Raw genomic sequence first — 11,389 nt, forward strand, 5'->3', positions numbered from 1 at the left:
CGGCTTTGCGATGGATCCCGACCGGATCGAGCGGCTCCGGCACGCCCATGCCGCGGCCTATCAGGAGCTCGGACGGCAGGTCCGCCCCCTGCCCGGCGCCCGCGAGCTGCTGGCCTTTCTCACCGACGCCGGCATCCCCTGGGCCATTGCCACCAGCGGCCGCATGGAGACCGCCGCGGTCAATCTCGCAGCCCTCGGCGTCGACGCCGGGCAGAGCCCCGTCGTGACCCGCGACGAGGTCCGCTATGCCAAGCCCGACCCCGACCTGTTCCTCGCCGCCGCCGCACGCCTCGACGTGCCGATCGAGCGCGCGGTGGTGATCGGCGACAGCATCTGGGACATGCTGGCGGCGACGCGCTGCCGCGCGCTGGGCGTCGGACTGTTGAGCGGCGGCTACGGCTCGGAGGAGTTGCGCCAGTCCGGCGCCATTCGCGTCTACGAAGATCCGGCCGACCTGCTCGCCCATGTCGACGAGGTCGGCGGCCGTCGCTAGCATCTCGCGATGTTCAGCTCTGCGGCCCTGACAGCGAGATGTCGCGCTCGGCGCGGAAGATGTTGGCGTAGAGATTGGCGATCCACTGCCGTCCCGTCGAGGTCATGTTGAGATAGCGGATCTCGGTCTGGATGTGCGGGGCGACGCTGTTCCAATAGAACTGCGGATAGCGGTTGACGATGTCGGCCGGCGAGCCATAGCCGAGCTGCCGGTTGATGCCGACCTCCTCGAACTCGTGATACAGCGCATTGGCCTTGCGGATGTAGTTGGGATCGCCGAGCTGACCGATCAGATCCGCGGCGCGCACGATCGACTGCTCCTCATCGAACTGCTGGCCGGCGAGCGGCGGAAAACGCGTACCCTCGATGGCGCGGGCGATGCGGTCCTTGTCGAGCGGCGCCATGCCTTCGATGCGGTTGATGACGTACAGCTTGGAGCGGTCGACGTGATACGGCATCAAGCTGGCGTCGGAGGAGCCGCGCGGCAGGCAGATCTTGCGGCCGCTGCGATCGACGACGAAGCCCTCGCCATCGTCCTCCTTGAACAGGCCCCTGACATAGCCGATGTCGTGCAGCAGGCAGGCCATGATCACGTGCACATAATCGTCCGCGGTCATGTGGCTGTGGAGCGCGCGGCCGCGCAGGATCTCGTGGCCGGCGAGCGTCACCAACAGCGTGTGCTCGACATTGTGATACAGCGCGTCGCTGTTGCCGATGCACTCCAAAGCCGTGCGCGCAGCCGCCGGCAGCATCTCCGACAACTGGGTGTGGGAGGATCCGAACCGCCGGCGCATGTAGGAGCTGAGGAAACGCTCCAGCGCCGCTGCCGCGAGCTCCGGTAAGGTCATCATCACTGCTGCCCCGCCTCAGACAGCTCAAGACACAACGCCAAACGACACCATTCGGCAAAACAAAAATCGGGCAGACGCTTCTCTGGAAGGCATCGTTCAGGACAAGGATCGAAATCGATGCGGGCGCTCGAGTCCGTCAGGGCGGGGCGACCACCTCGATCGGGAGAGCATAGCCCAGGTTGCGCAGGACAGCCACACCCGGATGGCGACGCCCGGGAAATTGCGGACACCCGCGCGGCGAGCCCTCTGCATCGCTGGGCCGTGCCGCAGCCGCGGCGAACTCTAGCGTCCGCGCACCGGCAGCGGCGGACGCGGCGGCCGTGGCTCGCCGCGCTGTGATCGCCGCGCAGCATTCACCTGGCGTTCCGGCGGCGCATCGACCGATTGCAGATAGGTGCTCAGCGCCGAGGCCGAGTCGGCGCTGCTCGTGTAGTGCTGCTGCAGGAACAGATACAGAGTCAAGCGGAAGCGCCCCTTGGCGAGGCCGCGCGCCGAGCGGTGGCAGCTCGCGCAACTGTCGGCGAACAGCCGCGCGCCGGATTTTCCGGCATCGAGGTTTTCCGCGCCGGCGCCACTGACAACCACCATCAGGAACGCCAGGGCCGATCCGAGCCGCGTGGCCGCGCAACGCAGCGGCGCCCTGGCCCGCTTTCGCCCGTCAGGCGACATCGGCGCGCGGCGTCTCCTCGGCCGGCGTTCCCAGGGCGTCGAGATCGATCAGCGCCGGGTCGTCCGGCAACGGCTCGCTCTGCTGCGGCCCGCTGCCGTGAACATGCATCAGCGTCTGCACCCGCCGGGCATTGAGATAGTCGACGTGCTGATGCGCCAGCGCCAACGGCAGCAGCGCCTTGGGCAACGCCGTCATGGTGAAGGCGGCGGCACGTTTCACCTCCTCGCCCTCGCGCCAGGTCAACGGACTGAGCGTGTAGATCATCTGGCGGTCGGTCTCGGGGGCCGGCAGCTGCCTGACATCGGGCGGCGCCAGCAGCGCCACGTTGATGTTGCCGGCGCGCGTCCGCGTCGCCTCCGCTCGCAACTCCCAGCAGATCAGTTCGGCGGCCGACAGCACCTCGCGCCTGATGTCGTCGACATCGCCCGCAAAGCGGCTGGCTTCGCTCAGGGCGGCGCGGCCGCGCGTGACTGCATCGACCAGCGCGGCTGCGCCGATCTCGAACCGCGGAATGGCCTGCTCGATTGCCGAGGCCACCGCCTCGATCTCATTGGCCACCCGATCGCGGTCACGCTGCGCGACCGCCTCGGCATGCGCGCGTTCCGCCAGGATGATCTGCTCATCGCATTCGCCCACCGCGGCGCGCAGCGCCTTGGCCTTCTGCTCGACCGCCTGCATCTTCGATTCGGCGCGGTCGAGCTGGCCGTTGCTGGCGCCTGCCTTGGCGAGCCGCTCGGCGGCGACGCGTTTCTCCTCGAGCGCCTGCTCGGCCACGACGAGCCGCTCCGCCAGTCGCCGGCGCGTGGCCTGTTTGTCCTTCAGCGCGCGCTCGAAGATTTCGACCGGGCTCAGCTCACGCTTGAAAAAGACCATGGCAAGTTCCCTGGACGGCGATCGTGCCGACGACGTTGGTCAACGGCGAATCCGCCGCCGAATCATTGCCTGAATCTTGCGGGCAAATTGGGTCGGAAACCAGGATGAGAATGCGGCCGGCCCCTCTTGACGCGGCCGAGCGAGTGCCGGCCGCGCGCGGCAGAGTCGGCCGCGCCCGTCGACCTGCGGGTCGCGACTTCTGAAAAACGGCAATCTGTCTCAGCTCTGATGCGGACCGCGCATCATCTTCATGGCTTCGGCGATGTGCCGCCATTCGCGTGCTTCGTCGGTCTCGCCGCCCGTCTCACATTGCTGCGCCTTCTGCGCGGCCTTCGCGATCGCCGCAGCCCCGTGCATCTCGAACATCTGGCGGGCAACTGCATGAATCTGAGTTTCCGACATCATGCGCGGGGCTCCTCCTGCACGGGAATCCCCCATTAACCGCGATAGACGCGGCGAGTTCCAAAATCGGCGCCGCTGTGTGATTGCAGTCACGGCGAAGGCGGTTCCAAAAGGCAACACTGCGCCCGTAATTTACCTTACGGGCTCAATCGCAATTCCACCCAGGCGTTTGCGCTGTTACTGGTGTGCCAGAATCTTCGATGGTGGCTGAGGAGCGCGGTATGACGCAGGTCTTCTTTCATTGCTCCAACGACGACGAGATCCTGATCGACCGACGCGGAACCGCGGTTCTCGACCTGTCGGAAGCGCGCGATCACGCAACCCGCGTCATGAACGCGCTGATCTCGGCCGAAAGCGAAGAGGACTGGCGCGACTGGGTGCTTCACGTCGCCGATGATCTCGACGAGGAAATCTTCGCGGTGCCGTTCTCGTCCGTTCTCGGCCCCATGCATTGACGTCGAGGCGCACGAATGTTCGCTTCCGGAACCCGCCGCCTTGCTGCCCTGCGCGATCGCTGGAGGAGCTTCCTCGCCCTGGTCAGCGATCCTTATCGCCCCGAGCGCTACTATATGCGTGGCCCCGGCCCGAAATGGCGCGCCAAATACGGATCGCGCCGCGTGACGCAGGGCTGACGGCCGGCGCTGATCGGCTGTGCGCGGCACTTCAGCGCACATTCTCGTCCCCCGCTTGCAGTCTTCCCGCCACATTTGTCGGTCATTTCGGCCGCTGGTGAGACGGAGGGGACATCGCATGACCAGAATGTTGGCCACATCGGCGCTTGCGCTCGCGCTGGTGACATCCGGCGTGATGTCATCGACTGCGATGGCCGACGAGCACCGCGGCGGCGATGCTGCGCTCGGAGCGCTCTCCGGCGCTGTGGTGTTCGGCCCGGTCGGCGCGGTCGCGGGCGCCGTGGTCGGCTACACCGCCGGTCCCTCCATCGCCCGCTCCTGGGGCTTCCGCCGTTCGCGCGCGGCGCGCTCGCAGCAGGTTAGACGGCCGGTCCGGGACAGCCAGGCCGCGATGACCGATTCTACGCCGCCGCAGGCCGCGCCCCGCGCTGCCGCTCCGCAGCCGCGGATTGCGGCCGCGCCGCCGCCAGCGCCTCCGCGTGGCCCCGTCGCACCGCCGGTCCAGACGCTGGAGTAGCCGCGTGTCCGCTCAATAGCCGCGGACGCGATCGACCACGTTCAGCAGCGGCCGGCCGCCGAGCAGCCGCCTCGCGTTATCGGCGACCTGCAGCGTGATCGTCTCCCAGGACGCGATCGCCGCCATGTGCGGCGTCACCAGCACGCCCGGCTCGCGCCACAGCGGATCATCCGACGGCAGCGGCTCCTGCCCGAACACGTCGAGCACGGCGCCGCGCAGGTGACCGCTGCGCAGGAGAGCGATCACATCCTCCATCACGACATGCTCGCCGCGGCTGCACAGGATCACCGCCGCGCCCTTGGGCAAGCGGCTCAGCCGCGCCGCATTCAGGAGTCCGACCGTCGACGGTGTCAGCGGCAGCAGCGAGACCAGAATATCCGTCTCGCTCAGGAAGGCGTCGAGCGCATCCGCTCCGCTGAACGTCCTGATGCCGGCGAGTTGCTTCGGCGAGCGCGACCACGCGCTCACGGCAAAGCCGAGTCCGAGGAGACGGCGCGCGGCGTCGCTGCCGAGTTCGCCGAGGCCGAGAATGCCGACCCGCGAATCCTTCGCCGCCCGCTGGTCATAGCGCCGCCACAGGCCGTCGCGCGCGTTGCGGATGACGCGGTCGAAATCGCGGTGGAAGTACAACGTCGCCCACAGCACGAATTCGGTCATCGCCGCGGTGATGCCGGGATCGACGATCCGGCACAGCGGCACGTCGGGCACGCTGTAGTCTGAGAGGATATTGTCGACGCCGGCCGCGATCGAATGAATGAGCTGCAGCTTCGGCATGGCCGCCAATGCGCCCGGCTCCGGCTTCCAGCACACCGCAAGCTCGGCGTCACGCGCGGCCGGCTCCGGCCACGACGCAACGGTGACGCCCGGCAGCTCACGCGCGAGCAGCGCCTTCATCGGATCCATCAGGCCGGGACGGCCGAGCAGCGCGACGCTGATCATGCCTTGCGCAGCCCGCACCATTGCGCGACGAACATCGCGATCGACAACGTTGTCTTGCGCACGCTGTCGAGGTCGACGCGCTCGTCGAACGCATGCGGGCCGATGCCGTAGGGGCCGTAGCACAGCGCCGGGATGCCGTAGTCGACGGAATAGTAGCGGGTGTCGTTGACGGCCGTGGACAGCCGCATCTCGAGCGGTTTCTCGAACACCCGCGCATGCACCTCGGCCAGCGCGGCTTCGGCGGCGCTGCCGGGCTCGCAGACCGCAGGATCGGCCTGGAAACCGCTCCACACCAGCTCGACCGGATTCTCCGCGAGGAAACTGTCGGCGGCTTGCGCCTTGGCGAGACATTGCTCGATCCCGGCCATCGCCTCGGCCGGCGTCTCGCCCGGCAGCACGCCGAGCCGGCAATCGAGATCGCACCACGCCGGCGTCGAGCTCGCCCAGTCGCCGCCCCTGATGATGCCGACATTGAACTTGATCGGGTTCTTCACGTCCGAGAACCACGCGTTCGACTTGGCGCGCGCGTTGATCTCGCTGGTGTGATCCTGGAAGGCGCGGATCAGATGCATCGCCGAAAGGATCGCGTTGGTGCCGGTCTCCGCATAGGCGACGTGCACCGGCGTGCCGCGCACGCGCAGGCGAAACCAGATCGCGCCGACCTGGGCGCGCGTCAGCGTATGGCCGGTCGGCTCCGGGATCAGGCAGGCATCCGCGGTGTAGCCCCGCATCAGGGTCGACAGCGCGCCGTTGCCGGTGCTCTCCTCTTCGGTGACGGTCTCCAGATGGATGCGGCCATCCGGCACGAAGCCTGCTGCCTTGATCGCGTCGAGCGCGAAGATCATCGCGGAGACGCCGGCCTTCATGTCCTGTGCGCCGCGTCCGATCATCCAGCCGTCGCGCACGATCGCCTCATAGGGGGCGTCGCTCCAGAGATCGGTCGGCCCTTCCGGCACGACATCGATGTGGCCTTGCAGGATCAGGCTGCGACCCCTGCCCTCGCCGTCGAGCGTCGCGACGACCTGCTTGGAGCCGTCGAGCGCGATGTCGTCCATCGGCGCCGCCTTGGGATGGCTCATCAGGTCGACATCGCCCAGGCTGAAGCGATCGACCTTGTAGCCGCGTGTTTCGAACTCGCGGGCCAGCCAATCCTGCACCGGCGCTTCCTCGCCGCGCAGGCTGCGGAACTTGACGAGCTGCTGCAGGAAGGCGACCTGCGTTTCGAAATTGGCATCGACAGCGGCGGCGAGCCGCTCCATCACGTCGTTCGGCACAGCCGCCGCAGTATCAGTCACGCTCCTGCCTCCACTCGTCCGCTCAGCTTGCCGCGCGTCAGGCGGCCAGACACTTCTCCAGGATCGCGAGCCCTTCGTCCACGATCCCGTCCGATGCCGTCAGCGGCACCAGGATTCGGATGGTGCTCGCGGTCACGCCGCAAGACAACAGGATCAGGCCATTCTCATGCGCCACCCGGGTGACGCGCCTGGTCATGTCGGGATCCGGCTCGTCGCTGCCGCGCTGCTTCAGAATATCGAATGCAACCATCGCGCCAGGACCGCGCGGCTCGGAAACTGGAACCAGGTTGTTGGCGCGTGAGAACCGGGCAATCGCGGCGCGCAGCCGGTCGCCGATCGCGTTGGCGCGATCGAGCAGCTTCTCCTGCTCGAATACGTCGAGCACCGCCAGCGCCGCCGCGCAGGCCAGCGGATTGCCGCCATAGGTGCCGCCGAGCCCGCCCGGCTCGGCCGCGTCCATGATCGCGGCGCGGCCGATCACGCCTGACAGCGGCATGCCGCCGGCGAGGCTCTTGGCGACGCAGACCAGGTCCGGCTGCACGTCGTAATGCTCCATCGCGAACATCCTGCCGGTGCGGCCGAAGCCGGTCTGCACTTCGTCGGCGATCAGCACGATGCCATGGGCGTCGCAGATCCGGCGCAGGCCGCGCATCAGATCCGGTGGCGCCTGGTGGAAGCCGCCCTCGCCCTGCACCGGCTCGATGATGATGGCCGCGACCTGCGAGGCGTCGATGTCGGCCTTGAAGATGAAGTTGATGTAGGACAGCGTGTCCTCGACCGAGACATTGCTGCCGGCGATCGGGAACGGCGCGTGCCAGATGCCGGGCAGCGGCGGCCCGAACGGCTTCTTGTACGGCATCACCTTGCCGGTCATGGCGTTGGCGAGCGCGGTGCGGCCGTGGAAGGCGCCGGTGAAGGCGATGATGCCGCTGCGGCCGGTGGCGGCGCGCGCGATCTTGATGGCGTTCTCGGTCGCCTCCGCGCCGGTCGTGAGCAGGATCGACTTGGTGGGACCCGCAATCGGCGCCAGCGCGTTCAGCCGCTCGCTGAGCCGAACGTAGGGCTCGTATTGCAGCACCTGGAAGCAGGTGTGGGTGAAGCGGTCGAGCTGGGCGCGGATCGCGGCCACGACCTGCGGATGGCAATGGCCGGTGTTCAGCACGGCGATGCCGCCGGCGAAATCGACATAGCGCCTGCCCTCGACGTCCCAGACCTCGCTGTTCAAGGCGCGGTCGGCAAACAACGGCGTCGCGTAGCTGACGCCGCGAACGACGGCCTCGTGCCGCCGTGCCGGCAATTGTTCGTTTGCAGACGGATTCGCAGCCATGGTTCACCTCCTTGCCCGGACATGTCGGTGCCGGAGGCTAAGCGTGCCCCTGCCGTGAACAATCAGCTTGTTTCGCGGAACAGGTGGCTTTTATGCACCAGAGCTGCCCCCGCCTCGCGGCCCGCATTCTGTCGCCGGAACCGGGGCGCGGCTGATCGAGGATCAGGCGATCCTCTTCAGCTTGTCGATCTCGCCCATCACGCCGGAGAGCTCGGCGCTGCGCTCGCGCACGAAGCCGCCGAGCTCGGCGAGCACGCCGGTGATCGTCTCGAGCTTGGTGAACATCTGCTCGATATGAGTGACGATCCCGCCATAGCCTTCACCCGCCTGGACCAGCTGGCCGCGGGTCTCCTGGATGTTGGAGCCGAGGGAGGCGAGCGAGGTTTCCATTCCTCCGATCGAGGCATGGGTGCGCGACAGGCTGGACCGCGTGTCCTGAGCGAGCTTCTTGACCTCGCTGGCGACGACGGAGAAGCCGCGTCCGGCCTCGCCCGCGCGCGCGGACTCGATGGTGGCGTTCAGCGCCAGCAGGTTGGTCTGCCCGGCGATCGTATCGATGATCTTGAGAATGTCGCGCAGACCATTCATGGCCTGAGTCAGGCCGGCGAACTCGTCGGCGAGCGCGGTCGTGTCGGTCGCCTTGATCGCCGAATCCGCGCTGGTCAGGATCACCGAATGGATGTCCTTGACGATGGTATTGATCGCGGCGGTCTGGCCGAGCGCGTTCTCCACCTTCTCGCTGAGCAGCGCGCTCGTGCCGAGATATTCGGTCAGGCGCGCGACGATGCCGTCCTTGATCCGGTTCAGCAGGACCATGCGGTTGAGATGGCTGCGGGTGAAGTAGCTGGCGAAGTTCGCATAGTGGACCGGAAACATATCCGCGAACGAATCCTGCAGCGCCTGGCTCCGCGTATCGAAGAACACCACCGCCGTCAGCGTCTGATTGATGTTGATGCCGAACAGCTCGCCGAAGGTCGAAAACCCGGCCACCGGCATCGGCCACAGGCCGGAGAGGTTTCGCAGCGCGCTCTCGTTGTTCAGGCGGCGCAGGATGCAGTCGTTGAGAACCGCGCCGATCGCGGGCGGCTTGCCTTGCAGGAAGGCCTGGAGATCCCGTCGGGTCTGCTCGACGAAATCGGTCGCCTCCAGCAGTTCGAGGCGATCGCCGGAGTTGACGTCGCAGAAGAAGGAGATCACGCCGGTGTCGGCATTGATGTCGGCCACCGAGCGGACGAACAGATCAGCGCCGACCTCGATTCCGAAAGAGTAGCGCTGCATCTTGGACATGACGCCGGCGGGCGTGGTCTTGAGAGCCGCGGCGACGGCGTTGGCGAAGGGCTGGATCTCGTTGGTGCGCTCGTCGAGCACGCCGGACACGGTGCGCCGGTTCGGATCGGCTCCCATCACGACGAAGGACTGTCCGGTCTTCTTGAAGTTCTGGCTCTTGAACAGGCTGAACCCGCGCCCCTCGGCCATCTTCATGAAGATGAGAAGCGCATGATTTTCGATCACGCGGTTGCCGTCGAAGATGTAGGTGTTCTTGAAGTCGAGCTTGCCGCCGGCCGAGCCGCCGACGAAGGCACAAGGAAACTTGCCGGCGCGGTAGACCGCTTCCATGAAATAGTTCTCGCTGGCCGAGACGCCGTCCACCAGCGTGAAGGCGAGCGTGTCGCGCACGTCGATCCCGAACGGCGTCCGCACGGCCGCCAGCGACCGGACGATCGCCTCGATGCGCTGATCATGCGGCAACGACGGCGCGCCCTTGCGGATGTCGTCGTTCTGGAGCGGCACCGCATGGACGCTCACCGCCTGAAACAGGTCGGCCGGAAACACCTGGATCACGACCGACGACCAGCGAGTCCCGGTCGGCTTGTAGAGCGTCGCGGGAGACGCGGCGCAGAGCTCTCCTGCAGTCGAGACGGCGATCACGGTCGTGCGGCCGGCCAGTCTGCGGAGCTCCGTCGTGACCCCCGCGAAGTCGAGGTGTGGAGAGACGAAGGCGAAGGCGAGCGGCGATGCGGCGCCGTCGAACATGAAGCTGTCGGCGGAGACGCCCGCGAGCCTGTCATCCGTATCGATGACACGGATCGCCTGCGGCTCGCGCATGCTGGGCGGCTCCGCGTCAACAGCAGGCTCGCTCAGGGATTTTGCCGTGGCTTGCGAGCTCTTCGAGAACAGTGTCAACATCGGCGCGGCCTGCTTCGGTGATCAACATCCTGATGAGTTGGTTAAGTCGATCCCATTGCTATTTCGTGTATGAGTTCCGCGAGGCCGTTGCCGCGCTTCAAAATCTGCACCCGTACGACTACGGCCGCTACGCGGAATGATTCTCAATGTCATGTCGCGCATGCCCCGCAGCGCGACTCGCGAACCATCCGCTCGTCGAGCTGATACGAACTAATTGCGTGACCATGGCATGTCACGCGAGCCAGAGCGGAGCTCAATGCAGCGCGCTAGGCCAGCACCGTCTTCAGCCAGGCCCGGAGCGCTATGATGGCGGGCTCGTCCCAGCGCTCCCTCAGCGCCACCAGCTGATAGGCGCCCATGTGAACCGACGACGGCATCACTTCGACCAGCGCGCCGCTGCGGATGTCCTCGGCCACGAGGATTTCGTTGGCGAGCGCGACGCCCTGGCCGATCCGCGCCGCCTCGATCGCCAGATGCGCGTGCCACAGCCGCTGCCCGCGCAGGCTGACCTGATGCTGATAGCCGGCCAGCTCGAACCAGCGCTCCCATTGCGCGGTGGACTCCTCGTGGATCAGCGAGGCCTTCGCCAGGCCGGCGAGCGTCACGATCTCCGGAAAGCGCGCCAGATAGGCCGGGCTCGCCACAGGGAACACCCGCGGCCGTGCCAGCGCCTCGGCCATCAGGCCGCTGCCCGTGTGCAGATCCTCGGCGTAGACGATCTCGGCGTCGGCCTCGCCGCGCGGCAGGTCGGGATGCGACAGCGTCGGCTGCAGGTGGATGTCCCAGTTGCGCGGCGGCCCGGTCAGCTCCGGCAGTCGCGCCAGCAGCCGGCGGTTGGCGAGCCCTGGGATGCACCAGATATTCAGCGTCGGCCGCGCCGCCGGCCGCACTGCCGTGGTGGCGCGGGCGATGATGTCGAAGGCCTGGGTGACCTCGGCGTGGAACTGCCGGCCGGCCTCGGTCAACGCCAGGCCACGCCCTTCGGCGCGGACCAGCGCGACGCCCAGGCTGCGCTGCAGGTTCTGCAGATGGCGGGAGACGACGGTGTGGCTGACGGCGAGTTCGTCGCCGGCGGCGCGAACGCTGCCCCGCCGCCCGACGGCCTCAAAGGCACGCAGCGCGATGAGAGAGGGCAATCGGGGTCGCGTCATGCTCGCACAGTGTCCCGCCTGCGCGACTCACGCCCCCGCCCGCCGAAAGGCGA

The 11,389-nt window shown here is 67.3% G+C and carries 13 protein-coding genes; 4 read left to right on the forward strand and 9 right to left on the reverse strand.

What is annotated here, in order from left to right; genetic code table 11:
* Nucleotides 1–493 (forward strand): HAD family hydrolase (locus BRAS3809_RS22085; protein WP_035657585.1); only part of this gene is annotated, 493 nt, incomplete at its 5' end.
* Between the two features lie 13 nt (nt 494–506).
* On the opposite strand, the gene BRAS3809_RS22090 is transcribed toward BRAS3809_RS22085, so the two are convergent.
* The 4 genes from BRAS3809_RS22090 to BRAS3809_RS22105 form a co-directional block, all read right to left on the reverse strand.
* Nucleotides 507–1,343 (reverse strand): HD domain-containing protein, encoded by an 837-nt coding sequence (locus BRAS3809_RS22090; RefSeq protein ID WP_008964257.1) that lies wholly within the window; start codon nt 1,341–1,343, stop codon nt 507–509.
* A 282-nt stretch (nt 1,344–1,625) separates the two neighbouring features.
* The gene (locus tag BRAS3809_RS22095) at nt 1,626–2,012 is read right to left on the reverse strand and encodes a hypothetical protein (RefSeq protein ID WP_008964258.1); all 387 of its coding nucleotides are present in this window, start codon (nt 2,010–2,012) and stop codon (nt 1,626–1,628) included.
* On the reverse strand, nt 2,002–2,886 hold the full coding sequence (locus tag BRAS3809_RS22100; protein WP_008964259.1) for a hypothetical protein: 885 nt from the start codon (nt 2,884–2,886) through the stop codon (nt 2,002–2,004). Before BRAS3809_RS22100 ends, BRAS3809_RS22095 begins: the two co-directional genes overlap by 11 nt.
* Before the next feature lie 219 nt (nt 2,887–3,105).
* Complete coding sequence (locus tag BRAS3809_RS22105) at nt 3,106–3,288, reverse strand: hypothetical protein (protein ID WP_008964260.1); 183 nt, start codon at nt 3,286–3,288, stop codon at nt 3,106–3,108.
* Between the two features lie 221 nt (nt 3,289–3,509).
* On the opposite strand from BRAS3809_RS22105, the gene BRAS3809_RS22110 reads away from it, so the two are divergent.
* The 3 genes from BRAS3809_RS22110 (at nt 3,510) to BRAS3809_RS22115 (ending at nt 4,437) form a co-directional block, all read left to right on the forward strand.
* Nucleotides 3,510–3,743: a DUF6894 family protein gene (locus tag BRAS3809_RS22110; protein WP_008964261.1), complete on the forward strand. Its 234-nt coding sequence runs from the start codon at nt 3,510–3,512 to the stop codon at nt 3,741–3,743.
* Nucleotides 3,744–3,758: 15 nt separating this feature from the next.
* On the forward strand, nt 3,759–3,920 hold the full coding sequence (locus BRAS3809_RS36745) for a hypothetical protein (RefSeq protein ID WP_170323315.1): 162 nt from the start codon (nt 3,759–3,761) through the stop codon (nt 3,918–3,920).
* A gap of 118 nt (nt 3,921–4,038) precedes the next feature.
* Nucleotides 4,039–4,437, forward strand: coding sequence for a hypothetical protein (locus BRAS3809_RS22115; protein ID WP_008964262.1), 399 nt, complete (start codon nt 4,039–4,041; stop codon nt 4,435–4,437).
* 12 nt (nt 4,438–4,449) lie between these two features.
* Here BRAS3809_RS22115 and BRAS3809_RS22120 read toward each other — a convergent pair whose 3' ends face one another.
* The 5 genes from BRAS3809_RS22120 to BRAS3809_RS22140 form a co-directional block, all read right to left on the reverse strand.
* Nucleotides 4,450–5,376, reverse strand: a complete 927-nt coding sequence (locus BRAS3809_RS22120; RefSeq protein ID WP_008964263.1) for a 2-hydroxyacid dehydrogenase — start codon at nt 5,374–5,376, stop codon at nt 4,450–4,452.
* Complete coding sequence (locus BRAS3809_RS22125) at nt 5,373–6,671, reverse strand: ArgE/DapE family deacylase (protein ID WP_008964264.1); 1,299 nt, start codon at nt 6,669–6,671, stop codon at nt 5,373–5,375. The genes BRAS3809_RS22120 and BRAS3809_RS22125 overlap by 4 nt, the downstream gene beginning before the upstream one ends.
* Before the next feature lie 37 nt (nt 6,672–6,708).
* On the reverse strand, nt 6,709–7,998 hold the full coding sequence (gabT, locus tag BRAS3809_RS22130) for a 4-aminobutyrate--2-oxoglutarate transaminase (RefSeq protein WP_008964265.1): 1,290 nt from the start codon (nt 7,996–7,998) through the stop codon (nt 6,709–6,711).
* A gap of 162 nt (nt 7,999–8,160) precedes the next feature.
* Nucleotides 8,161–10,185 carry an FIST N-terminal domain-containing protein gene (locus BRAS3809_RS37630; RefSeq protein WP_035657591.1) on the reverse strand — a complete coding sequence of 675 codons (2,025 nt, stop codon included), beginning with the start codon at nt 10,183–10,185 and terminating at the stop codon, nt 8,161–8,163.
* Nucleotides 10,186–10,451: 266 nt separating this feature from the next.
* On the reverse strand, nt 10,452–11,336 hold the full coding sequence (locus BRAS3809_RS22140) for a LysR substrate-binding domain-containing protein (protein ID WP_008964267.1): 885 nt from the start codon (nt 11,334–11,336) through the stop codon (nt 10,452–10,454).
* Nucleotides 11,337–11,389: the final 53 nt, after the last annotated feature.

The sequence above is a fragment of the Bradyrhizobium sp. STM 3809 genome (assembly GCF_000239795.1).
Classification (GTDB): domain Bacteria; phylum Pseudomonadota; class Alphaproteobacteria; order Rhizobiales; family Xanthobacteraceae; genus Bradyrhizobium.

Bases quoted from the DNA above. Each gene is read 5' to 3' on its own strand.
- BRAS3809_RS22090 (WP_008964257.1), bottom strand. From the start codon at position 1,343: ATGATGACCTTACCGGAGCTCGCGGCAGCGGCGCTGGAGCGTTTCCTC.
- BRAS3809_RS22095 (WP_008964258.1), bottom strand. From the start codon at position 2,012: ATGTCGCCTGACGGGCGAAAGCGGGCCAGGGCGCCGCTGCGTTGCGCG.
- BRAS3809_RS22100 (WP_008964259.1), bottom strand. From the start codon at position 2,886: ATGGTCTTTTTCAAGCGTGAGCTGAGCCCGGTCGAAATCTTCGAGCGC.
- BRAS3809_RS22105 (WP_008964260.1), bottom strand. From the start codon at position 3,288: ATGTCGGAAACTCAGATTCATGCAGTTGCCCGCCAGATGTTCGAGATG.
- BRAS3809_RS22110 (WP_008964261.1), top strand. From the start codon at position 3,510: ATGACGCAGGTCTTCTTTCATTGCTCCAACGACGACGAGATCCTGATC.
- BRAS3809_RS36745 (WP_170323315.1), top strand. From the start codon at position 3,759: ATGTTCGCTTCCGGAACCCGCCGCCTTGCTGCCCTGCGCGATCGCTGG.
- BRAS3809_RS22115 (WP_008964262.1), top strand. From the start codon at position 4,039: ATGACCAGAATGTTGGCCACATCGGCGCTTGCGCTCGCGCTGGTGACA.
- BRAS3809_RS22120 (WP_008964263.1), bottom strand. From the start codon at position 5,376: ATGATCAGCGTCGCGCTGCTCGGCCGTCCCGGCCTGATGGATCCGATG.
- gabT (WP_008964265.1), bottom strand. From the start codon at position 7,998: ATGGCTGCGAATCCGTCTGCAAACGAACAATTGCCGGCACGGCGGCAC.
- BRAS3809_RS37630 (WP_035657591.1), bottom strand. From the start codon at position 10,185: ATGTTGACACTGTTCTCGAAGAGCTCGCAAGCCACGGCAAAATCCCTG.
- BRAS3809_RS22140 (WP_008964267.1), bottom strand. From the start codon at position 11,336: ATGACGCGACCCCGATTGCCCTCTCTCATCGCGCTGCGTGCCTTTGAG.